This window comes from Pseudomonas sp. FG86, assembly GCF_057808775.1.
This window is the reverse complement of record NZ_JBMDIS010000047.1, coordinates 22915-45118: the sequence shown is the minus strand read 5'-3', so window position 1 is coordinate 45118 and position 22204 is coordinate 22915. Positions and strand designations below refer to the sequence as shown.

Sequence of the window (22204 nt, the reverse complement as noted above, 5' to 3'; positions counted from 1 at the left end):
CTTGATACTTTACAATAGCGGGGTTGCTTTCTACGAACTTCAAGAAAGTCTGGGGCGGGATCGCTAGGATTACGACGTCTGATGTATTGGGGGGGGTGGTTGATTTTCCAGTGTTGGAATGCTTGCCTCTATCAATTCGGCGCGGCGACGGGGGTCAGGTTCGACGACTGTTATCGACATGTCCGGACTGGATCGTTTTAACCCTCGTGCGATTGCACTGCCCATAGGACCGCCACCGACGATCACAATATTCGTAGCTGCTGGCATGATGTTTTCCGTCCGGCACGATTAGCGCTGTTGTATTGGCTACCTATTTTCAGCTTACGTGTCGAATTGGATTTATATCAAACCATAGACTTCCTAAAACAATGTAGGTCGTTTCCCATGGCGATATTGTTAGGCCGCACCCGACTCTGAGGGGAGGTGGAGTAATGTGAGCCGGGTGGGCATCCTATTTCATGCCAGCAGCGTTCCTATGCACTCATCCACGGAACGCTGCTGCGTCTCCTCATACAACTTCAACTCATCAATCGTCTGGCGCCCCAGTGCCTTCTCGAATTCAGCCTGGTTCGAATTAGCCGCGTAGTGACTCTGCGCCGCATCCCCCAGGTTTGATTGAAAGATCCCCGCCGCACTCACTGGCAGAAAATCTTCATATACCAACGGCTCTACCGCCACGTGACCGGCGCTGGCCAATGCTTCCAGCGTGCGCGGCTGGTCGGCCTGGCCGCGTGCCGCCAGGCCCTTGTCGGTGACGAAGTAGCGGAAGTACGCGAGGCCTTGCTCGCGCATCTGCGTGTGGTCATCGGGGAAGGCCTGGAAGTGCTGCTCCATCAATTGCACATAACGCTCGGCGTTGGACTCGTTCGGGAATGCGCCGAGTTCATCGCGGGCAGCGTTCAGCAGTTGGTCGTACAGGGCGCGACCTTTGGGCGTCAGCGCGACGCCGCGTTGTTCAATTTCACCGAAACGCGCGCTGTGGCTGCCTTGGGCGTCGGTGAACGCGATGGCTTCATCGAGGGCCTTGAAGCTGGTCTGGCGCAGCAGGATCGGGCAGCGGCGGCGCGGCGGGCCTTCGATCACTGCCTTGGGGGTAATGCCCTTGCCAGGCATGGCGGCCTGGACCTGGTCGATGTCCAGGGTGCGCGGGGTCAGGTGGTTGATGTGCGGGCCCTTGAACGCCACCACGTCGGCGATCAGGCGGTGCTGGTCGCTGAGTTGCTGGTACTGCGCGGCGGTCACGGTGGCGGTGTGGTGCCAGCGGAAGGTCTCCAGGGCCTCGCGGATGAATGCGTCGGCATCCGCTGCGCCGAGGCCACCGTCCTGTTCCGCTTGCTCGATCAGGGCGAGGGCCGCGGGGGTGAAGATCGAACGCTTGGCCAGGGCACTTTCGGCGAAGGCGCGCAGGTCGGGATTTTCGATCAGCTCCAGGCGCAGCAGCGAGGTGAACACGCGGAACGGGCTGGTTTGCAGCGCGCTTTCATGCACCGCGCGAAACGCGGTGGAGTACACCGGCACGCCGGCCGGGGTCAGGTCGTAGTAACCCACCGGCTGCATGCCCATCACCGCGAACAGGCGGCTGATGGTGGCCAGTTCCTCGGCGGTGCCCAGGCGGATGGCACCGTGGCGCTCCATGTCCAGGCGCTGGATTTCCCCGGTGCGCTGCAATTGCTGCGCCAGGCCCGGGTCGCTGTCGAGCACGCGGGCGTTGATCTCGGCCACCAGCGTCATCAGCGCGCCGTACAGCGGAACTTCATCTCGGTACATATCGGACATGGCCTTGGAAAAGCCCTTGCGGATCTCGTCGGGGCTGACATGTGCGGTGGTGTGCATAGAAAAATTCCTGATGGCTATGGCGATGAGGGTGGCCTTCGCCTGGATTTTGTTGAGCGGCAGGCGCGCTTGCAAACGAAGATTCCTCTGGACTTCATTCTGCAAATGAATGAGATGACGTGAATATGACAAAAATCAGCAACGGATAAATTTCATTTTCCAGGGTTTTTCCTAACTAATTCTTCACGGAGTCCGCCCCGGCCGGCGTGAAAGAATCGTCACGTTTGTAAGGATGAAAACGTCATTTCGCACATCGCACATATAAAAAAACATTTAGGGGCCGCAGTTAATGAAAATTTCTACACTGGCGCTGTCGATCACCGCCGCCGTTCTTGCACAACAGGCATACGCCGATGATTTTGGACTCGGTTCCCTGGGAACCGGCAATGGTCATAGCGGCTTTCTCGAAGACAGCCATGCGTCCGTCAGTTCGCGGACCATGTACTACAGCGCGGATAACCGCTCGGGGACCAACAACGATCTGCGCGAAGCCGCGACAGCGCTGCGCTTTGACTACAAATCCGGTTTCACCCAGGGCACCGTTGGTGTGGGTTTTGACGTCATGGCCTTCGGCGCCCTGCGCCTGGACGGTGGCGACGGCCACACTGCGGGCGCCGGCCTGTCGGGTAACGGCAACAGCTTCTTCCCGACCAAGAACAACGGCACCGAGCCTGCCGACTCATTCGGTCGTGCCGCGGGTAACGTGAAATTCCGTATCTCCCAGACCGAGTTGCACGTCGGTGGTGGCTTGGCGCCGATCCTGCCTATCTTGGTGTCGAACGACAGCCGCGTTGCCCCGCAAACCTTTGACGGTGGCATCCTGACCTCGAACGACATTCCCAACGTGACCTTCACCGGTGGTGAGCTGAACCGCGTCGAAGGCCGCGCTTCCAGCAACTCCACGGGCCTGAGCGTGGCCGGTGGGACACGCGACAGTGACAGTTTCAAATTCGGTGGTGTGGACTACAAACCGTTTGGTTCGTCCGATAACGTCATCGCAAAAAACCTGACGCTTCAGTACTACTACGCCCAACTGCAAGACTTCTACAAACAGAACTACGTCGGCCTGGTCCACGTGCTGCCCTTGGGCAATGACCAGTCGTTCAAGACCGACCTGCGCTACTTCGACAGCTCCAGCGACGGCAAGAACGGCGAGACCGGCTATCAGTTCAACAACAACGGCGGCTACGCCAGGCACGCCGGCGAAGTGGACAACAAGACCTACAGTGCGGCGTTCACCTATCAATTGGGCGGCAGCAGCCTGATGCTTGGGCACATTGGTGTGGGGGATGACGGCGGCTTTGTGTGGGTCAACCAGGGCAGCCTTGCCGACCCACAGGCGCAAGGTGCCGGTGGCAGCGACTTCTATCTGTTTACCGATGCGGTGGTTGGCCAGTTCTCCCGTGCGGGCGAGCAGGTCAACTTTGGCCAGTACTCGTATGACTTCAAGGCCTACGTGCCTGGCTTGCGAGCGTCCGTGGCTTACCTGGACGGTTCGGATATCAAGTCGAAGGTTGCCGGTGGCCCTGACCAGAAAGAAAACGAAGCCGACTTCCGTCTGGACTACGTCGTACAGGCAGGTCCTCTGAAAGGCTTCGGTACCACCTTGCGTACCGGTACCTATCACGGCAAGAACACCGGCACCGCCGACCAGGACCAAACCCGCCTGATCTTCAACTACACGTACGCCATCTTCTAAGTCTTCATGTGCCCTGGGCGTCGTTGGGTTCTACACTGCTGTGCACCTGGCAGGCGATGGAGGACCCAATGACGGCGACACCCGGCACCCGGATACTTGAAACGACTGAAGGCCAGCGCCTGGCGACGCAGGATGCCGAGCGTTGGCGCGAGTGGGGCCCTTACCTGAGCGAACGCCAATGGGGTACGGTGCGCGAAGACTACAGCGCAGACGGCGACGCCTGGGCCTACTTCCCCCATGAACATGCCCGCAGCCGCGCCTACCGGTGGGGTGAGGATGGCCTGGCCGGTTTCAGCGACAAGGCACAACGCTGGTGCCTGGGCCTGGCGCTGTGGAACGAGCACGACGCCATCCTCAAGGAGCGGCTGTTTGGCCTGAACAACGCCGAGGGCAACCACGGTGAAGACGTCAAGGAACTGTACTTTTTCGTCGATGGTGTACCGAGCCATGCCTATATGCGCATGCTCTACAAATACCCCCATGCTGCCTTTCCCTATGCCGACCTGATCGCCGAAAACGCGCGGCGCGGGTTGGGCGATGCCGAGTATGAAATCCTCGATACCGGCGTGTTTGAAGACAACCACTATTGCGACATCAGCGTCGAATACGCCAAGCACCAGCCCGACGATATTTTCATGCGCGTCACCGTGCATAATCGCGGCGACCAACCGACACGCCTGCACGTGTTGCCGCAGGTATGGGCACGCAATGACTGGAGCTGGACCTTGGGTGCGCCCAAGCCAAGGTTGACGCTGGACGGTGACCGTGTGCTGGCCCGTCATCATGAGCTGGATGACCGGCATCTCAGTGCGTGGGGCCGGGATGGCGTCGAATGGGTGTTTTGTGAGAACGAGACCAACGTTTCCAAGCTGGACGGACAATCGGCGGCGGGGCCATTCAAGGACGGCATCAATGATTACGTCGTGAATGCTGTGCAATCGGCGATCCGCCGCGACTCGGGCACCAAGGTGGCCGCGCGTTTCATTCTCGAACTGGCAGGGCTGGAAAGCCAGAGCCTCTACCTGCGTTTTGCCCCCACGGATGCGCCCGAGGTCAACGCCCGCAAGCTGTTCGAGCTGCGGCGTCAGGAGGCCGACGACTTTTATGCCGCCTTGCAGCATGGCATTACCGATGAAGACGCGCGCAACGTGCAGCGCCAGGCCCTGGCCGGGTTGCTGTGGTCCAAGCAGCTTTACTATTTCGACGTGAACCAATGGCTCGACGGCGACCCGGCCCAACCCGCGCCGCCGCCCGAGCGCCTGCATATCCGCAATACCCATTGGCGGCACCTGTCCAACTTCGACATCCTCTCCATGCCCGACACCTGGGAATACCCGTGGTACGCCTCCTGGGACCAGGGCTTTCAGGCCGTGGCCATCGCGTTGATCGATCCGGGGTATGCCAAGCAGCAGTTGTTGTTGCTGGTGAAGGACCGCTTCATGCACCCCAACGGCCAGTTGCCGGCCTACGAATGGCGCTTTGATGATGCCAACCCACCGGTGCATGCCTGGGCCAGCTGGCGCGTGTATCAGCAGGACAAGGCGTTGAGCGGCGTCGGCGACATGGACTTCCTGGAACGGATCTTCCACAAGCTGCTGTTGAATTTTTCCTGGTGGGTCAACCGCAAGGATGCCGAGGGGCGCAACCTGTTCCAGGGTGGGTTCCTGGGGTTGGACAATATCGCCTTGTTCGATCGCTCGGCCACGCTGCCGCCGGGTTACCAGCTGGACCAGGCCGATGGTACGGCATGGGTGGCCGCTTATGCGCTGGACCTGATGCGGATCGCGCTGGAGCTGGCCAAGCGCAATGGGGTGTACGTAGACATCGCGGTGAAATTTTTCGAGCACTTCCTGTATATCGCCGGTGCCATCAACCGTGTCGATGACAGCGCCGAGGGCCTGTGGGATGAGCAGGACCTGTTCTTCTACGACGTGCTGCACCGCCCCGACGGCCAGAACGAACCGGTGCGCCTGCGCTCCATCGTTGGCCTGATGCCGTTGTTCGCCGTGCTGGTGCTGGAGCAGCGTGAGCATGAAGGTCTCGAAGGCTTGCGCGAGCGCTTGCTGGGTTTCATGCGCCATCGGCCGGACCTGGCCAAGCTGGTGTCGCGCTGGAATGAACCGGGGCAGGGCAATCGGCTGTTGCTGGCGTTGCTGCGCGGTGAGCGTACCAAAGACCTGCTGCGGCGCATGCTGGATGACGATGAATTTCTCTCGTCGTTTGGCGTGCGCTCCTTGTCCAAGGCGTTCGCCGAACAACCCCTGGCATTGAAGATGAATGGCAACACGCTGTGCGCCCGTTACCAGGCGGGCGAATCCGATTCACGCTTGTATGGCGGCAACTCCAACTGGCGCGGGCCGTTGTGGATGCCGGTGAACTACATGCTGATCGAATCGCTGCGCGAATTTCATCGGTACTACGCGGATAACTTCTCGGTGGAGTACCCGACGGGCAGTGGTTACCTGTCATCCCTGGAGGACGTCGCCGACAGCCTCAGCCAGCGGCTGACGCGCTTGTTTCTGCGTGACGAAAACGGTTCGCGGCCCTCGATGGTCGGGTACGCGCAGCTGGAGGCGGACCCGGCCAGCCGTGACCTGGTGTTGTTCCATGAGTATTTCCATGGCGAAACCGGGCGTGGGTTGGGCGCGTCCCATCAGACGGGGTGGAGTGCGTTGGTGGCGCTACTGCTGCAACCCAGAAACTAAATACCACCGCAGACCCAATGTGGGAGGGGGCTTGCCCCGATAGCGGTGTGACAGTCAACTGAGAGGCGACTGAAAACCGCTATCGGGAGCAAGCCCCCTCCCACAGGGATTCAAGATTGCCCGTGAATCAGGAAGGGAACAGCTCGCTCAGCTTCATGGCCAGCATCATGTCGCCTTCGGTACGCAGCTTGCCGCTCATGAAGGCCTGCATGCCGTCGGTGGAGCCGTTGACGATGCCTTCCATGGTTTCTCCGTCCATGACCAGGGTCACTTGGGCGTCAGGGTTTTCGCCTTCCAGCAGTTCGCAGGTGTTGTTCTTCACCACCAGCGAGAAGTTCTGGGTGTCGTCGATACGGAAACCGAATACCAGGTCCAGGCCGTTGGCGGCGTCTGGGTTGAATTTGGCTTTCATTGCTTCTACGGCTTTAGCTACTTCAGTCATGGTTTCGATCCTTTAGGGTAGAGTCCAGTGACCTTGGGGTCACGGTGGGCCACAACTCATCGGAAGGTGATGAGCTGCGGCGCCTTCAACAGTTGCAAGTGGGTATGACTGTTGAAGGAAGCCAGTGCCACCTCGCGCCCGCGGAATTTCAGCTGGTTGAGCGAGGTGTTAACAATTTGCCAGTTCAGTTCGAACGCCTGGGCGGCAGGCATCCGGGTAATCAGGTGGAGCAGGGCGGTGATGGTGCCGCCGGAGGTGAACACGGCGATCTTCTGCGTGTTGTCCGCGGCTTCAAGAATGCGTTGCAGGCCTCCCTGGACGCGCTCCACGAAGCCCAACCAGCTTTCCAGCCCCGGCGTGTCATAGGTGCCGGCCAGCCAGCGCTCGATGATCAGGGCGAAGATGCGTTGGAACTCGCTGCGGTTCTGTGCCGCGTTGCGCAGGATCTCCAGGGCGTCGGGTTCGCTGCCGAGCAGGTCGGGCAGCAGGGCACGGATGATCGCGTCGGCGTCGAATTCGTTGAAGGCGCTGTCGGTTTCCACAGCAGGGACAGGCAGGCCGAGGGTGCTGTATTGATCGAAGGCAGCAGTGGCCGTGTGCTGTTGGCGGCGCAGGTCGCCGGCTATGCAGCGGTCGAACACCAGGCCCATGTCCGCCAGGTGGCGACCGAGTACTTGCGCCTGCTCCACGCCGACGGGCGACAGCACGTCATAGTCGTCTGCACCGAAGGAGGCTTGGCCATGTCGAATCAGATAGATGCTGCCCACGTCCGTTTTCCCGGTACGTTGAAAGTCTGGCGAGGTTATGAGGATGGCTTCGAGCTGTCAATGAAAAAACATACGCTTGTTTTAAAAGTGCGTTAGAGCACCGCGCTGCTGGCGGTTTGAGCACTGGCTCCCCGGCGGTCCCGTCGGTATGCTTGGGCAATCAGCGCCTGGCGCAGTGCATTTTTAAGGAGACACATGGATTTTCTGGCTGAATACGCAAGCTTTCTGGCGAAGACCGTCACCCTGGTGGTCGCGATCCTGGTGGTACTGATCAGCTTCGCGGCACTGCGCAGCAAAGGCCGTCGCAAGTCCGCCGGCCAGTTGCACGTCAGCAAACTGAATGATTTCTACAAGGGGTTGCGTGAGCGCCTGGAGTCGACCCTGCTCGACAAGGACCAGCTCAAAGCCCTGCGCAAGTCCGAAAGCAAAGCCGAAAAGAAGAAGGGCAAGAAGGCCCCTGAGGCTAAGCCACGGGTATTCGTGCTGGATTTCGACGGCGACATCAAGGCCTCGGCCACCGAGAGCCTGCGCCATGAAATCACCGCATTGCTGAGCCTGGCCACGCCCAAGGACGAAGTGGTACTGCGCCTGGAAAGCGGCGGCGGCATGGTACACAGCTACGGCCTGGCGTCGTCGCAACTGGCGCGGATTCGCCAGGCGGGCGTGCCGTTGACCGTGTGCATCGACAAGGTTGCGGCCAGCGGCGGCTACATGATGGCGTGCATCGGCGAGAAGATCATCAGCGCCCCCTTTGCCATCCTTGGCTCCATCGGTGTGGTGGCGCAGTTGCCCAACGTCAACCGCCTGCTGAAAAAGCACGACATAGACTTTGAAGTACTGACCGCCGGCGAATACAAGCGCACCCTCACCGTGTTTGGCGAAAACACCGAGAAGGGTCGCGAGAAGTTCCAGGAAGACCTGGACATCACCCATCAGTTGTTCAAGAACTTCGTGTCGCGCTATCGCCCGCAACTGGCGATTGATGAAGTGGCGACCGGAGAGGTGTGGCTGGGTGTTGCCGCGCTCGACAAGCAGTTGGTCGACGAGCTGCAAACCAGCGACGAATACCTGGCGACCAAGGCCAAGACGGCCGAGGTGTTCCACTTGCACTACGCCGAGCGCAAGAGCCTGCAAGAACGCGTCGGCCTGGCCGCCAGCGGCTCGGTGGACCGTGTGCTGCTGACCTGGTGGAACCGCCTGACCCAGCAACGTTTCTGGTAAGCCTCTTAGGGGATAGGTAATACCTGTGAGGGGGCTTGCCCCCGATGGCGGTGGTTCAGTCACAGTTGCATTTACTGACACACCCTCATCGGCGGCAAGCCCCTCCCACATTCAGTTCGGTGTGGGTATCGGCTTGCGCATCAACCTTCCTACCACCAGCGCCCCGAGCAGCCCCAATAACCCTGCCACCCACAACACCTTGCTGAACCCACCCACAAACGCCTGCCGCGCCAGCGGTTGCACCGCCACCCGTGCCGCCTCCGGCAACCGGCCCAACGCCGCTGACATATCCCCGGCCACCACCCGTGAAGCAATGTCGGCTGCCTGGCCTTGCCACTGTGCGTCGAGGCTGGCGCGCAACAACTGTTCGCTATGGCTGTTCAACAGCGCTCCGTACACGCCGATCGCCAGCATGATCGCGCTGAACCGCATGGTGGTACTCATGCCCGAGGCCATCCCCGCGCGATCCCGTGGTACGCAGGCCATGATGTTTTTCTGTGTGTCGCCATTGAGGAACCCTGCTCCCGCGCCGGTGACCGCAATGGCCAGGGCGAAGGGCAGGTAGCCGCCCACATTCACCGCCCACGCGCTCAACAGGTTGCCGCTGCCGACCAGCGTCAAGCCGGCCGCCATCATCGTCGCCGGCGCAAAGCGGCCTGCCAGGCGCGCACCGATGCGTGGGCAAATCAGCATGGTCAGGGCAAATGGCAACATGCCCAGGCCCGAGGCAATGGCGGAGAACCCCAGGCCGTTTTGCAGGTAAAACGGTAGCAGCGTCATCATCACCTGGGCGCAGCCGGCATAGGCGAACATGCCCAGCAAGGCGCCAATAAAGCGCGGGTGACGCAGCAGTTGCAGGTCGACCATCGGCCGCCGCTGCACGCGCTCGACCCACACAAACACGCCCAGCAACAGTGCGCCAGCGCTCAGGCGCGCAAAGGTCAGCGGATTGTCCCAGCCGATGCGGTTGGCCTCGATCAAACCCCAGATCAAGCACAGCAGGCTGGCACTGAAGGCCAGGCTGCCCCATGGGTCGAGCCGTGCCGACTGGGTGTCGCGAGATTCCGGGATGGCACGCAGCACCAAGGCCATCAGCCCCAGGCCCACGGGCAGGTTCAGGTAGAAGATCCAGCGCCAGCCCAAGTACTCGGTGATCAGCCCGCCGAGGGTCGGCGCGGCGGTCATCGCCACGCCCATGCACGCCCCCCAGAACGCCCAGGCCTTGGCGCGTTCTCCTTCATCGTGGAACGTGTGGCCGATGGACGCCAGGGCCGAGGTCAGCAACAGCGCCGCGCCGACGCCTTTCAGTGCGCGGGCGATATCGAGGAACAGCGCGTTGGGTGCGGCGCCGCAGCCGAGGGAGGCCAGGATGAAAATGCCCAGGCCCCAGACCAGGGTTTTCTTGCGCCCGAAACGGTCGGCAACGCTGCCTGCCGGCAACAACAGGGCGGCGAAAGCCAGCATATAGGCGCTGACCACCCACTCGATATCAGCAAAGTTCGCCCCCAGGTCACGGGCGATGCTCGGCAGGGTCACGGCGACGATATTGGTGTCGAGCACGATCAGCGAACAGACGCCAGAGGCGGTCAGTAACGTGAGGCGCTGGCTGGCCGGTTTCATAATTAAATTACCTTACGGGTAATATGGAAATAGCAGTTGATGGGCATCGAAAGGTCTCTCTAGTATTGATCTGCTGCAAGCTTATCTGCGCCACGCAATGGTCTTGTTAGCCGTTGTGGAGCACTTTGTTACCTTTGAGCTAATCCTGTGATGGAAATACGCCACTTTCGCTACTTCCTGGCGGTTGCCCGGCAGCGCAATTTCACCCGCGCCGCCGAGCAACTGGGCATCGCGCCACCGACGTTGAGCCGGCAGATCCAGGACATGGAAACCAGCCTGGGCACGCGCCTGTTCATTCGCCGGCAGCGCGAAGTGAGCCTGACCGAGGCCGGTTCCGCCTTGCTGGGCGAGGCCGAAGCCACCGTGCGCCAGTTCGAATTTGCCCAGCGCAACGCCCAGCGTGCCGGGCGTGGGGAGATCGGCCACCTCGAGTTGGGTTACGTCGCTTCGGCGGTGTATTCGGGGTTATTGCAGCGGCAAATGCAGGCGTTCAGCCAAACGTTTCCCGATGTGAGCGTGAATGTGCGCGAATGCCCCATGGCCACCTTGCCAAGTGCGGTGGCCGATGGACGCTATGACATTGGCTATATCCGCTCGCCGATGACCCTGCCCGAAGGGGTCGAGGCGGTGCGCCTGGACAGTGAGGGCTTTGTGTTGGCGCTGCCCCAGGCTTCCTGGCTGCTGGGGCTCAAGGCCATCGGCTGCGAACACCTGCAAAACGAGACGTTTATCCTGCCGGAGCAGATCAGCGGCACCTTGCAGGTGGCGGCGCAAGGCGGCTACGCGCCGCGCCTGGGGCCACAGCCCGGTGGGTTGGTTGCGGTGTTGGCGTTAGTGTCGTTGGGCCAGGGTGTCGCGGTGGTGCCGACATCGGTGATGGGGCATGTGAGTTTGCCGGGCGTGGTGTACCGCAGCATCCAGGGCAGTGATGCGTCGTCGTGGCTGTCATTGATTCACCGGCGCTTTGAGCAGGCGCCGGCGGTGGCGCGGTATGTCCAGCAGGTCAAGCACTCAGTCGCGGCTGCACCGAGTCCGCCAGGCGCGTAAGGATCAGGCAGCACGACACCGCCCCGGCATCCAGCACGCCCAGTGAGCGCTCGCCCAAGCGACTGGCGCGGCCGATCTTCGCCACCAGGTCCTTGGTCGAATCGCGCCCTTGGGAAGCGGCGGCTTTCATTGCCTCGAGCGCATCGTTGAAGGACGACCCCGCGGCATGCGCCTGCTCGAACGCTTCGACCGCCGGGATCAAGGTGTCCATCAGGCATTTGTCGCCCACGCCGGCTTCAGTGATGTCCTGCAACGAGGTCAGGCCGCCGCGCAGCAAGTGGGCGAAGGTGGCCGCGTCAATCTCTTCACAGCCGCGCACTTCGTCGGCCATGCCGATAAACAGGCTGCCGTACAGCGGCCCCATGGAGCCGCCAATCCCTTCCATCAGGCTCAGGGTCAATTCATCCAGTGCTTCGGCCAGGCTCAGTTGGCGACCTTCGATCGTGCGCCCGCAATGGGCAAAGCCCTTGGCCATATTGATGCCGTGGTCGCCATCGCCAATGGCGCCGTCGACTGCGCTGAGGTATTCACGGTTGGCCACGATCACACTGACCAGGTCGGTGACGATGGCGCTGCCATCGCGGGTGGAAAAATGCTGGCTCATGGTTCACTCCGCCTGGGTCATGCCGATGGAGCGGCAGGGTTGGTCGATCAGGGTTTTCAGCTCGGCGTCGAGGCCGAGCAGGGTCAGGGTCACGCCCATCATTTCCAGGGAGGTGAAGTAGTTGCCCACGTAGCAACGGTGGATCTTCAAGCCCTTGGCCGTGAGTTGGCGTTCCACCTCGGCGTAGAAAATGTACAACTCCATCACCGGCGTGGCGCCAAGACCGGAGACCAGCACCACCACACTGTCGTCCTGGCTGAAATCGCGGTCGGCGAGGATCGGCGCGAGCATGCGTTCGGCCATGGCGGCGGCAGATTCGATGGGGATCACTTCGATGCCCGGCTCACCGTGATGGCCGATGCCCAGTTCCATCTGGCCGTCGGGGATCTGGAAGTTCGGCTTGCCCACGGCGGCAATGGTGCACGGCGTGAGGCCGATGCCAATGGAGCGGCAATGGTCGACGGCTTTTTGTGCGACGCGGATCACCCCGTCCAGGTCGTAATGCTGGGCGGCTGCGGCCCCGCCGATCTTCCACATGAAGATTTCCCCGGCCACGCCGCGCCGCTTGGCAATCTCAGCCTTGGGCGCAGAGGCGACGTCGTCGTTGGCGACCACGGTACGGATGCGCATGTCTTTGCTGGCGGCCATTTTCATCGCCAGCTTCACGTTCATGTTGTCGCCGGCATAGTTGCCGTACAGGCAGGCCACGCCCGCGCCGTGATCGGCGGCGCGGAAGGCATCGAAGAAACTTTTGGCGGTCGGTGAGGAAAAAATCTCACCGACAGCCACGGCGTCGACCAGGCCGGGCCCGACGTAGCCGAGGAAGGCCGGCTCATGGCCCGAGCCGCCGCCCGTGACAATGCCGACGCGGCCTTGCGCCGAAGGCCTGGCTTTGACGATGACCCGTGGATTGGTTTCGTATTGACGCAACTGCGGGTGCGCGACGAGGATGCCGCGCAGCATGTCCTCTACCACTTGGTCTGGATCGTTGATGACTCGATTCATAACGCGGGTTCCTGTGTTCTTGTTCTATGGATTCACAGCCATTCAGTGTGGGAGGTGTGATGTGCCTAAGGTTGCAGTACAACTTTGAGCGACTTGTCGCCACGCTCCATCACCGCAAACGCCTCCTTGAAATCCGCCAGGGCGAACGTGTGGGTCACCACGTCACGCATGTCGATCTTGCGGCTGCCGATAAAGTCGATGGCCCTCGGGTACATATACGGCCCCAGGTGCGAGCCGAGTACATCGAGTTCCTTGCGGTCGCCAATAATCGACCAATCCACCGTGGCCTCGTCGTTGAACACGCTGAACTCAACGAAGCGCCCGAGTTTGCGCAGCATCGCCAGGCCCTGGTTGACGGCCTTGTGATGACCGGTGGCCTCGATATAGATGTCGCAGCCGTAGCCCTCGGTGATCTCGCGGATCTTCGCCAGCACGTCCACCTCGGCGGGGTTCCATACTTCGTCGGCGCCCATGCGTAGGGCGAGGGCGGCGCGTTCGGGTTTCATGTCCAGCACGATCAGCTTTTTCGGGTTGCGCATGCGCACCGCGCCGATGATGCCCAGGCCCAGGGTGCCGGCGCCGGCAACCACCACCACGTCATCGAAATCCACGTTGGCGCGCTCGGCCGCATGCAGCGAGCAGGCCAGCGGTTCGATCAGGATGGCTTCGTCCGGTGCTATCGAATCCGGCACTTTATGGATGATGCCTTCCTTGGTGAAGATCATGTATTGGGCCATGGCCCCCTGCACGTTGTTCTGGAAGCCATACAGGTCATGCTTCTGGCACATCCAGTACTGGCCGTGATTACAGAAACGGCAACCCCAGCACGGCACGATCTGCTCGGAGATCACCCGGTCGCCGACCTTCACTCCGCGTTTCTCTGCGCCGGGGCCGAGGGCGACCACGCGACAGACGAACTCATGCCCGGGAATCATCGGTGGTTTCACATAGCGCGGTTGCTCGGCATCGCCCCAGAATGACGGTGCGCCGCGGTAGGTCTTGATGTCGCTCATGCAAATACCGCACAGCTCGACCTTGGTGAGGATTTCCTCGGGGCCGGGGGTGGGCACCTCGACCGTTTCCAGGCGATAGTCTTCCGGGCCATGGCAGACCACGGCCTGCATGGTTTTCGGGATGCTCGGGGAGAGTTGTTCAGGTGTGCGTTCGATGACGGTGGACATGACAAAACCTCACGACAAAAAATGAATTACTGAATGCTGTAGCCGCCGTCGATCACCATGTTCGCGCCGGTGATCATCTGGGCGGCGTCGCTGAGCAGGTACAACGCCAGCCCGGCGATTTCTTCCGGCTGGGCAAAGCGGCCCGCCGGGATCTGCAATTTGGCCCGCTCACCCACTTCTCCGGCCCACGCCTTCTTGCCCAGGGCGGTCTCGACGATGGTGGGGGAGATGGCGTTGACGGAGATGTGCGGTGCCCATTCCATGGCCAGCACCTTGGTCATGCCGACGATGGCTGCCTTGCTCGCGCAGTAGGCGACATGACGATCCAGGCCGATTACGGCGGCCTGGGAGGCGAGGTTGACGATACGCCCGCGGCCTTGGGCGAGCATGTGCCTGGCGCAGGCCTGGGCCACGAAGAAGCTGGCCTTGAGGTTGATGTCCAGGGTGGTGTCCCAGGCGCTTTCGCTGACATCGACAGCCTTGTCCAGCAGGACGACACCCGCGCTGTTGATCAGGTAGTCCAGGCGCTGGAAGCGTTCGACGACCTGGTCGATGGTGTGTTGCACCTCGCCGATCCGGCTGAGGTCGACGGCAATGCCCAGGTGCCCGGCACCGAGGCTGGCGGCGACGTCGACCACCGCCGGGTCGCGATCCAGCAATGCTACGCGGGCACCACGCTCCACCAGCAGGTTGGCACAGGCCAGGCCGATCCCGGCGGCACCACCGGTGATCACCGCGCAACGGCCGCTGAGGTCGAAGGCTTGGTTCCAGAATCCAGACATGCATGACTCCATTTTTGAATAGGGTGGAGATCAACGTGTGGGAGGGGGCTTGCTCCCGATGGCGGTGTGTCAGTCACCTGATCTACCACTGTTACACCGCCATCGGGAGCAAGCCCCCTCCCACATTTGACGGTATTTCAAGTCAATAACTACTTGCCGCCGCTGACTTGCTTGTACAGCGCATCGGCGTTGGCGTTAGTCACTGGCACCCACGGCAGGATGTAGGTCTTGGCGGTGCCATCACCCCATTTCACGTCCTTGGCATAGCGCTCCCAGATCACCGACTGCGGCTTGTAGTCCTTGCCGGCAAGCGCACGCAGGGCCACGTCCAGGGCGCCTTGGGACTGGGCCTGGGCGTCCTGCAGGAAGGTGGTGACTTCGTCTTTCTTCGCGGCCTGGATCGCATCCGGCATGCCGTCGATGGAGGTGACGGGTACGTCCTTGGAGGTCAAACCATGGGACTTCAGGGCCTGTACGGCGCCGAGGGCCATGTCGTCGTTCTGCGCGATCACGCCGTTGATGCCTTTGGGGTGAGCGTTGAGCCAGTCTTCAGTCAGTGCCAGGGCCTGGGCGCGGTCCCAGTTGGCGGTCTTTTTCTCGATGATCTTGATGTCGGGGTGTTTGCCCAGCACTTCCAGCTCGCCTTTTTCCCGGTCGATCTGCGCCGACTGGCCAATCGGCCCCTGGATGATCACCACGTTGCCCTTGCCGTTGAGCTTGTCGACCATGGCCTGGGCCTGCAGGCGGCCGCCTTCCACATCATCGTTACCCACGTAAGGGACGGCGGCATCGGCTACTTTCGTATTGGAGGCGATGACCACTACGTCGTTGCTCATGGCCTGTTTCACCGTACCGACGCCGGCCTTGGTGTCGATCGGCACGAACAGGATGGCGTCGTAGTGCTGGGTCACCATGTTTTCGATCTGGTTGTTCTGGGTCAGGGCATCGTAGTTGCCGTCGAATACGGTCAACTGCACGGTGCCATCCTTGACGGCCGGGTGCTCCTTGAGCTCGCGGACCCAGTTCTGCATGAACTGGCCCTTGAGCCCGTAGACAGCAGCGCCGACCTTGTAGGTCTTGCCATCGGCGGCCAGGGCGATACTGCTGGCGAGCAGGGAGAGCGCCGCGACCGCGGCGAAGGGCATACCAATTTTCATGAGTTGAACTCCGTTATTGTTGTAGTGGTTCGTTCTCTAGCGTTTTTTCTTGCGCCACACGTCGATCAGTACTGCAAACACGATGATCAGGCCCTTGGCGACCTGCTGGTAATACGAGGACACGCCGAGCAGGTTGAGCCCGTTGTTGATCACGCCGATCAACAGCGCGCCGAACAGCGTGCCGACAATGCTGCCAGTGCCGCCGGACAGGCTGGTGCCACCGATCACCACTGCGGCAATCGCGTCCAGCTCATAGGAAACCCCGGCCTGGGGCAGGGCAGAGGTCGTGCGTGCCGACAGCACCACGCCGGCCAGGCCGGCGAGCAGGCCCGAGACCACGTACACCGAAAACATCACTTTGCGCACGCCAATGCCGGAGGTGCGCGCGCTCTTTTCATTGCCGCCCACGGCGTACACATAGCGGCCGTAGGTGGTGTAGCGCAGCACCATCCAGAAGATCAGCGCGACCACCGCGAAGATGATGATCGGCACGCCAATCGGGCCGATCTTGCCGATACCCAGGGCGAGGTAGGCGTCGGGCAGGTCGGTGATCGGGCTGCCGTCATTGAGGATGAACGTCATGCCTCGCGCCACGCTGAGCATGCCGAGGGTGGCCACGAACGGCGGGATCGACAGGTTGGCGACCATGAAGCCATTCACCACGCCGAGCATCGCCCCGGCGAACATCCCGGCGCTCACCGCCGCCAGCAGGCCGTAGCCTTGGGTTGCGACCATCGCGCTGCACAGCCCGGCAAACGCCAGGATCGAGCCCACGGACAGGTCAATGCCCTTGGTCAGGATCACGTAGGTCATGCCCACGGCAAGGATGCCGTTGATGGAGGTCTGGCGCAGGATGTCCATCCAGTTGCGCCAGGTCATGAAGTATTCGCTGGAAAACGCCATCACCACACACAGCAGGATAAACACCAGCGGCAGGCCGAAGCGGTCGAGGGTCAGGCGCAGGTGGCTGCGTGGCGCGGCAGTGATGGGGGCGGCTATGGTTTTGGCATTCATGAGGCAAGACTCAACAAGGCTTCCTGGGAAAGGGCGGTGTCGGTGCTGATGGTCACCAGCCGGCCGCCTTTGAATACAGCGATGCGATCACTCAGGTGCAGCAGTTCCGGGGCCTCCGACGACACCACGATGGCGGCGCCGCCGGCGCGCACGAACTGGTCGAGCAGGTGGTAGATCTCCTGCTTGGCGCCTTCGTCGATGCCGCGAGTGGGTTCGTCGCACAGCAGGCATACCGGTTCGGTCGACAGGCACTTGGCGAGCACCACCTTCTGCTGGTTACCGCCGCTCATGGAGGCCACCGGCAGTTCCAGGGAGGTGGTCTTGATCTGCAGGCGCTTGACCATGTCCTGGGCCAGTTGGGTTTCCTTGCGTGCGTTGATCAGTGACCAGCTCGACAGGCGCTTGTAGGCCGACAGTGCAATGTTGGAAAGAATGCTGGAACTGAGCACCAGGCCGCTGTCCTTGCGGTCTTCGGTGACTAGTGACATGCCCGCGTTGATCGTCGCCTTGGGCAGCCCGATCGGCAGGGGCTTGCCTTGCAGGGTGACGCTGCCGGAATCGGCGACCGTCAGCCCATAGATGCAATTGAGGAACTCGCTGCGCCCTGACCCCATCAGGCCATAGATGCCGAGGATTTCACCCTGGCGCAGTTGCAGGCTGATGTCATGGAATTCGCCGGCGCGGCTCAGGTTGTCGACTTGCAGGCAGGTGTCGGCGGCACATTCGCGGCCGACCTTGTGGTCGATGCGTACCAGCTCCTGGCCGACGATGCCGCGTACCAGGTGCTGTCGGTCAATATCGGCCATGCGCCCACTTTCGACAAAGGCGCCGTCGCGGAAGATGCTGTAGTCATCGGCGATCTGCGCCAGCTCGCTCAACCGGTGCGACACATACACGATGCCGGCGCCACGCGCGGTAAGGCGGCGGATCGCCTTGAACAGGGTTTCGGCTTCGCGCTCGCCGATGGCCGAGGTGGGCTCGTCCATGATCATCACCTGGCAGTCATGGCTGAACGCCTTGGCGATTTCCACCAATTGGATTTGCGCGACGCTGAGGCGATGCATGGGGCTGGTGGCCTCGACGTCGAATTCCAGGCTGTCCAGCAGTTCGCGGGTGCGCCGGTTCAGGGCCTTGCTGTCGACGATGCAGCCGGCACGGCGCGGTTCGCGGCCCAGCCAGATGTTTTCGGCAACGGTCATGTAGGGGATGGGTTCCAGCTCCTGGGTGATCATCGCGATCCCTGCCGCGAGGGCTTCACTCGGGCGATTGAACTGCACCGGGGTGCCATTGAGCAGGATGGTGCCGGCGTCGCGCGGGGTGATGCCCATCAGGATGCTCAGGAAAGTCGACTTGCCTGCGCCATTACCGCCGCACAGGGCGTGGACGCTGCCGGACCGCAGAGAGAGGCGCCCGTCACGCAGGGCGGGAACCCCGGCGTAAGCCTTGGCGACGTGTTCAGCCTGGAGCAGTAATGGCGTAGCCATCGGCGTGTCCTCGTGCTGTGAATTCTTATTAGGTCGCACAGTCATGTTTCGCTGTGATCATATGTGTATCAAATGAAATTCTGATCAGTCAATATCTTTCATGTAAAAGCGCTGATTCTCATCTTTAGCCTCAATAATGGCTTTTTAGGCGGCTTTGACTGGCGAGTCAGTTAAAACATGCTTGACAGAAAGGGTGTGATGTCAGAGAAATGGCTGAGCAAAATTTCACTGTCTGATCATATGATCGGTCATCAGTACAATCACGGCAGCGGAGCCAGACGCCATGAACACACCTTTTCCGGTGGCTATCGGATGCGATGAAGCGGGTTTTGAACTCAAGGAGTTGTTAAAGCGCCATATCGAAGCGCTGGGTTACCCGGTGACCGACTTCGGCACCCATTCCACCGCGCCGGTGCTGTACCCGGACATCGCCCTGGCGGTGGCCACCGCGATCAATGCCGGGCAACAGCGCCTGGGCGTACTGGTGTGCGGTACCGGGATCGGCATGGCGATTTCCGCCAACAAGGTGTTGGGCATTCGTGCGGCCCAGGCCCATGACACCTATTCGGCCGAGCGTGCACGCAAGAGCAACGATGCGCAGATCCTGTCCATCGGCGCACGGGTGATCGGCGCCGAGCTGGCGAAAAGCATCGTCAAGTCGTTCCTGGAGTCGGAGTTCGAAGCGGCACGTTCCGGGGCCAAGGTCGAGCGCATCAATGCGATCGAGCGCGATGGGCATCAGTAGTGGACGTGACGGGGCAAGAGTCGGGAGAATGCGCCTTTGACGCCGAAACGGAAGCCCGTCCCCATGAGTGACAGCACCCAGCGCATTGCCAGCGATATCGATCAGATGACCGAAGTGGCGATGCTCTATTACCTCGAGAACGTCACTCAGGAAGCGATTGCCAAGCGCCTCGACCTGTCCCGCGCAAAAGTCAGTCGCTTGCTCAAGCGCGCGCGGGATGAAGGGATTGTCGAGGTGCGCGTGTTGCAGCACCCGGCGATGAACAGCGAGCTGGAGCGAGCGCTGGTGGAACGCTTCAAGCTCGACCGGGCCTTGATCGCCGTCGACCACAGCGACCCCGACACCCAGCGCTCGGCGGTTGCCAGCCTGGTGGCCAATTACCTGAACAAAACCCTGAGCGACGGCATGATCGTCGCCGTGGGCATGGGGCGCAACGTGGGAGCGGTGGCCGATAATGTATTTTTACCGGTGACGCGCAATTGCACATTTGTCTGCGCCATCGGCGGTTCGCTCAAGGCTGGCGAATATATGAACCCGGACCATATCTGCCGGCGCCTGGCCCTGCGCTTTGGCGGCGAGAGTGAAAGTCTGTATGCCCCGGCCCTGGTGGCCAACCCGGAACTGCGCGGCGTGCTGATCAATAACGACACGGTGCGCTCGACCTTGGATCGAGCGCGGCGGGCCGATATTGCATTGATTGGCATCGGCGATATGAGCGAAAACAGCAATATGGTGCGCATGGGCTGGTTCTCGCCCCAGGAGATCGCGCAGGCGCGGTTGTCCGGTACGGTGGGCGACATGATGGGCTACGACTTTATCGATATTCATGGCCAGCCGGCGGTCAACGCCATTCAAGGGCGAGTGATCGGGTTGACGGTGCAGGAGTTGTTCCGGATTCCGGATGTGGTCGCGATCGCGAGTGAGAACACCAAGGCGGCGGCGACGCTGGGCGCGTTGCGGTCGGGGGTGATCAATACGTTGGCGACTACGGTGACGAATGCCCACACCATCCTGGCGTTGGATGATGCGACCAGAAAGTCCTGATTCAACACAGGTCAAAATGTGGGAGGGGGGGAGGACAGGTTTTGTAATAGTTTTGCGTTGTGGGAAATTTGTATTTCAATTGTAGGATTCAAGTCCTTTTGTGACTTCAGGACTTGCATGAACACCCTCTCGGAGCCCCCCAGTCGTCTTTCCCCAAGACAACCGCTGCCGCTGTTCCCTTCCAAGCACCCCGTATTTCGATTGCTAACCGTGTTCCGGTCCACCGACCGCGCTTTGCCGTGCCCGGCATTCTGAAATCTAGATAGAGACTTTAATAAATGGAATGGTTAGCGGATCCAACGGCCTGGCTCGGCCTGTTGACCTTGATTGTGCTGGAACTGGTGCTGGGCATCGACAACCTGGTGTTTATTGCGATCCTGGCGGACAAGCTGCCGCCGGAGCAGCGCGACCGTGCGCGGTTGATCGGTTTGTCCTTGGCGCTACTGATGCGCCTGGGCTTGCTGGCGAGTATTTCCTGGCTGGTGACGCTCACCCAGCCGCTGTTTGAGGTGTTCGACAAGAGCTTCTCCGGGCGTGACCTGATCATGCTGTTTGGTGGTGTGTTCCTGTTGTTCAAGGCCACCATGGAATTGCATGAGCGTCTGGAAGGGCACATGGCGCAGCGCACGGGGAATGTGGCCTACGCGATGTTCTGGCCGATCGTGGCGCAGATCGTCGTCCTCGACGCGGTGTTCTCCCTCGATGCGGTGATCACTGCCGTCGGCATGGTGGATGAGCTGGCGGTGATGATGATCGCGGTGATCATTTCCATCGGCTTGATGATCGTCGCGAGCAAACCGTTGACCCGTTTCGTCAACGCGCACCCGACGGTGATCATGCTGTGCCTGGGCTTTTTGATGATGATCGGTTTCGCCCTGACCGCCGAAGGCCTGGGCTTCCACATTCCCAAAGGCTACCTGTACGCGGCCATTGGTTTTTCGATCCTGATCGAGGTGTTCAACCAGATTGCCCGGGCCCGGCGCAAGAAGTCGGCGCAGGGTGCGTTGCCGGTGCGTGAGCGTACGGCCCATGCGGTGATGCGCTTGCTGGGCGGGCGCAGCCTGGCGGTGGAGGAGGTGGGCGAAGACGTGGCTGACCTGCTGGGCGAACCGGATGCCAGCCAAGGCCCGTTGTTTGATCGGCGCGAGCGCGTGATGATCAGTGGTGTGCTGCAGTTGGCCGAACGGCCGATCCGCACCTTGATGACGCCGCGGGCCAAGGTCGACTTTATCGACTTGGCGGATGATCCCGACACGATTCGCCTGAAATTGATGCATTCGTCCTATTCGCGGCTGCCGTTGATCCGCGACGGTGCCGTTGATGAGCCCTTAGGCTTTGTGCACAAGAAGGAATTGCTCAAGGAATACCTGGCCGGCAACGAGCCGAACCTGGAGCACCTGGCTCGCCGGGCGATCAACCTGCTGGAGAGCTTTTCGATCCTCAACGCCCTGGAGCAGATGCGTCAGGAGTCGACCCACATCGCCTTCGTGATCAACGAATTTGGTGACTTCATGGGGGTGCTGAGCATGACCGACATCCTCGAATCCATCGCCGGTGAATTGCCGGACGCGAGTGAAATCGAGGGGCCGGACATCGTCGCGCAGGGGGATGGCTTCTGCGTCAACGGTGCCTTGAACCTCAACCAGATTCGTCAGCGCACCGGCTTCAATGCTGCGGCGACCGAGGATTACCAGACCCTGGCCGGTCTGGTAATGAGTCTGCTCGACCGCCTGCCGATGGTGGGCGATAGCCTGGAGCATGCGGGCTGGCGCCTGACGGTGGCGACGGTGGAGGAGCGGCGGGTGACGCAGGTGCTCTTGCGCCCTTGCGACGGGCATAGCGCTTGAAGGTGTC

19 protein-coding genes are annotated in these 22204 nt (G+C 61.3%); 7 read left to right on the top strand and 12 right to left on the bottom strand.

Annotated elements, in window-relative coordinates:
• Positions 1–69: 69 nt before the first annotated feature.
• Positions 70–267 carry an NAD-binding protein gene (locus ACODSV_RS24420; RefSeq protein ID WP_150054247.1) on the bottom strand — a complete coding sequence of 66 codons (198 nt, stop codon included), beginning with the start codon at positions 265–267 and terminating at the stop codon, positions 70–72.
• Positions 268–456: 189 nt separating this feature from the next.
• The gene (gene hglS, locus ACODSV_RS24415; RefSeq protein WP_150095404.1) at positions 457–1833 is read right to left on the bottom strand and encodes a 2-oxoadipate dioxygenase/decarboxylase HglS; all 1377 of its coding nucleotides are present in this window, start codon (positions 1831–1833) and stop codon (positions 457–459) included.
• A 289-nt stretch (positions 1834–2122) separates the two neighbouring features.
• Between hglS and ACODSV_RS24410 the strand changes: the two genes are divergently transcribed.
• Entirely contained in the window at positions 2123–3532 is a 1410-nt protein-coding gene (locus ACODSV_RS24410) for an OprD family outer membrane porin (protein WP_150054249.1), read from the top strand.
• A gap of 68 nt (positions 3533–3600) precedes the next feature.
• On the top strand, positions 3601–6237 hold the full coding sequence (locus ACODSV_RS24405) for an MGH1-like glycoside hydrolase domain-containing protein (protein ID WP_150054250.1): 2637 nt from the start codon (positions 3601–3603) through the stop codon (positions 6235–6237).
• A 127-nt stretch (positions 6238–6364) separates the two neighbouring features.
• Here ACODSV_RS24405 and ACODSV_RS24400 read toward each other — a convergent pair whose 3' ends face one another.
• Together ACODSV_RS24400 and ACODSV_RS24395 are read right to left on the bottom strand one after the other, a co-directional pair.
• Complete coding sequence (locus ACODSV_RS24400) at positions 6365–6679, bottom strand: SCP2 sterol-binding domain-containing protein (RefSeq protein WP_150056565.1); 315 nt, start codon at positions 6677–6679, stop codon at positions 6365–6367.
• 56 nt (positions 6680–6735) lie between these two features.
• A complete protein-coding gene (locus ACODSV_RS24395; protein WP_024075066.1) occupies positions 6736–7446 on the bottom strand; it encodes a histidine phosphatase family protein in 711 nt (236 codons plus the stop codon).
• Positions 7447–7641: 195 nt separating this feature from the next.
• Here ACODSV_RS24395 and sohB point away from each other — a divergent pair, with 195 nt between their 5' ends.
• A complete protein-coding gene (gene sohB / locus ACODSV_RS24390) occupies positions 7642–8667 on the top strand; it encodes a protease SohB (protein ID WP_024075067.1) in 1026 nt (341 codons plus the stop codon).
• Between the two features lie 111 nt (positions 8668–8778).
• Here the strand turns inward: sohB and ACODSV_RS24385 are convergent, their stop codons facing one another.
• Positions 8779–10287 (bottom strand): MFS transporter, encoded by a 1509-nt coding sequence (locus ACODSV_RS24385; protein WP_150095264.1) that lies wholly within the window; start codon positions 10285–10287, stop codon positions 8779–8781.
• Positions 10288–10437: 150 nt separating this feature from the next.
• Between ACODSV_RS24385 and ACODSV_RS24380 the strand changes: the two genes are divergently transcribed.
• Positions 10438–11334 (top strand): LysR family transcriptional regulator, encoded by an 897-nt coding sequence (locus ACODSV_RS24380; RefSeq protein ID WP_024075069.1) that lies wholly within the window; start codon positions 10438–10440, stop codon positions 11332–11334.
• Here ACODSV_RS24380 and dhaL read toward each other — a convergent pair.
• From dhaL to ACODSV_RS24345, 7 genes are all read right to left on the bottom strand, one after another.
• Positions 11291–11938, bottom strand: a complete 648-nt coding sequence (gene dhaL / locus ACODSV_RS24375; protein WP_024075070.1) for a dihydroxyacetone kinase subunit DhaL — start codon at positions 11936–11938, stop codon at positions 11291–11293. The genes ACODSV_RS24380 and dhaL overlap by 44 nt on opposite strands.
• Positions 11939–11941: 3 nt before the next feature.
• Complete coding sequence (locus ACODSV_RS24370; protein ID WP_069076368.1) at positions 11942–12943, bottom strand: dihydroxyacetone kinase subunit DhaK; 1002 nt, start codon at positions 12941–12943, stop codon at positions 11942–11944.
• A 65-nt stretch (positions 12944–13008) separates the two neighbouring features.
• Positions 13009–14124 carry an MDR/zinc-dependent alcohol dehydrogenase-like family protein gene (locus tag ACODSV_RS24365; protein WP_150055435.1) on the bottom strand — a complete coding sequence of 372 codons (1116 nt, stop codon included), beginning with the start codon at positions 14122–14124 and terminating at the stop codon, positions 13009–13011.
• 26 nt (positions 14125–14150) lie between these two features.
• Positions 14151–14906 carry an SDR family oxidoreductase gene (locus tag ACODSV_RS24360; RefSeq protein WP_069076369.1) on the bottom strand — a complete coding sequence of 252 codons (756 nt, stop codon included), beginning with the start codon at positions 14904–14906 and terminating at the stop codon, positions 14151–14153.
• Positions 14907–15055: 149 nt separating this feature from the next.
• Positions 15056–16063: a substrate-binding domain-containing protein gene (locus tag ACODSV_RS24355; RefSeq protein WP_024075074.1), complete on the bottom strand. Its 1008-nt coding sequence runs from the start codon at positions 16061–16063 to the stop codon at positions 15056–15058.
• Between the two features lie 36 nt (positions 16064–16099).
• Complete coding sequence (locus ACODSV_RS24350) at positions 16100–17077, bottom strand: ABC transporter permease (RefSeq protein ID WP_024075075.1); 978 nt, start codon at positions 17075–17077, stop codon at positions 16100–16102.
• Positions 17074–18561, bottom strand: coding sequence for a sugar ABC transporter ATP-binding protein (locus ACODSV_RS24345; RefSeq protein WP_150054445.1), 1488 nt, complete (start codon positions 18559–18561; stop codon positions 17074–17076). The genes ACODSV_RS24350 and ACODSV_RS24345 overlap by 4 nt, the downstream gene beginning before the upstream one ends.
• A 283-nt stretch (positions 18562–18844) precedes the next feature.
• Here ACODSV_RS24345 and rpiB point away from each other — a divergent pair, with 283 nt between their 5' ends.
• The 3 genes from rpiB (at position 18845) to ACODSV_RS24330 (ending at position 22197) form a co-directional block, all read left to right on the top strand.
• Positions 18845–19306, top strand: a complete 462-nt coding sequence (rpiB, locus tag ACODSV_RS24340) for a ribose 5-phosphate isomerase B (RefSeq protein WP_016969738.1) — start codon at positions 18845–18847, stop codon at positions 19304–19306.
• A gap of 63 nt (positions 19307–19369) precedes the next feature.
• Positions 19370–20350: a sugar-binding transcriptional regulator gene (locus ACODSV_RS24335; RefSeq protein ID WP_024075078.1), complete on the top strand. Its 981-nt coding sequence runs from the start codon at positions 19370–19372 to the stop codon at positions 20348–20350.
• Positions 20351–20628: 278 nt separating this feature from the next.
• The gene (locus tag ACODSV_RS24330) at positions 20629–22197 is read left to right on the top strand and encodes a TerC family protein (RefSeq protein ID WP_024075079.1); all 1569 of its coding nucleotides are present in this window, start codon (positions 20629–20631) and stop codon (positions 22195–22197) included.
• Positions 22198–22204 lie beyond the last annotated feature (7 nt).

Bases quoted from the DNA above. Each gene is read 5' to 3' on its own strand.
- ACODSV_RS24365 (WP_150055435.1), bottom strand. From the start codon at position 14,124: ATGTCCACCGTCATCGAACGCACACCTGAACAACTCTCCCCGAGCATC.
- dhaL (WP_024075070.1), bottom strand. From the start codon at position 11,938: ATGAGCCAGCATTTTTCCACCCGCGATGGCAGCGCCATCGTCACCGAC.
- ACODSV_RS24355 (WP_024075074.1), bottom strand. From the start codon at position 16,063: ATGAAAATTGGTATGCCCTTCGCCGCGGTCGCGGCGCTCTCCCTGCTC.
- ACODSV_RS24335 (WP_024075078.1), top strand. From the start codon at position 19,370: ATGAGTGACAGCACCCAGCGCATTGCCAGCGATATCGATCAGATGACC.
- ACODSV_RS24385 (WP_150095264.1), bottom strand. From the start codon at position 10,287: ATGAAACCGGCCAGCCAGCGCCTCACGTTACTGACCGCCTCTGGCGTC.
- ACODSV_RS24345 (WP_150054445.1), bottom strand. From the start codon at position 18,561: ATGGCTACGCCATTACTGCTCCAGGCTGAACACGTCGCCAAGGCTTAC.
- ACODSV_RS24405 (WP_150054250.1), top strand. From the start codon at position 3,601: ATGACGGCGACACCCGGCACCCGGATACTTGAAACGACTGAAGGCCAG.
- ACODSV_RS24420 (WP_150054247.1), bottom strand. From the start codon at position 267: ATGCCAGCAGCTACGAATATTGTGATCGTCGGTGGCGGTCCTATGGGC.
- ACODSV_RS24330 (WP_024075079.1), top strand. From the start codon at position 20,629: ATGGAATGGTTAGCGGATCCAACGGCCTGGCTCGGCCTGTTGACCTTG.
- rpiB (WP_016969738.1), top strand. From the start codon at position 18,845: ATGAACACACCTTTTCCGGTGGCTATCGGATGCGATGAAGCGGGTTTT.
- ACODSV_RS24380 (WP_024075069.1), top strand. From the start codon at position 10,438: ATGGAAATACGCCACTTTCGCTACTTCCTGGCGGTTGCCCGGCAGCGC.
- ACODSV_RS24350 (WP_024075075.1), bottom strand. From the start codon at position 17,077: ATGAATGCCAAAACCATAGCCGCCCCCATCACTGCCGCGCCACGCAGC.
- ACODSV_RS24370 (WP_069076368.1), bottom strand. From the start codon at position 12,943: ATGAATCGAGTCATCAACGATCCAGACCAAGTGGTAGAGGACATGCTG.
- hglS (WP_150095404.1), bottom strand. From the start codon at position 1,833: ATGCACACCACCGCACATGTCAGCCCCGACGAGATCCGCAAGGGCTTT.
- ACODSV_RS24360 (WP_069076369.1), bottom strand. From the start codon at position 14,906: ATGTCTGGATTCTGGAACCAAGCCTTCGACCTCAGCGGCCGTTGCGCG.
- ACODSV_RS24410 (WP_150054249.1), top strand. From the start codon at position 2,123: ATGAAAATTTCTACACTGGCGCTGTCGATCACCGCCGCCGTTCTTGCA.
- ACODSV_RS24400 (WP_150056565.1), bottom strand. From the start codon at position 6,679: ATGACTGAAGTAGCTAAAGCCGTAGAAGCAATGAAAGCCAAATTCAAC.
- sohB (WP_024075067.1), top strand. From the start codon at position 7,642: ATGGATTTTCTGGCTGAATACGCAAGCTTTCTGGCGAAGACCGTCACC.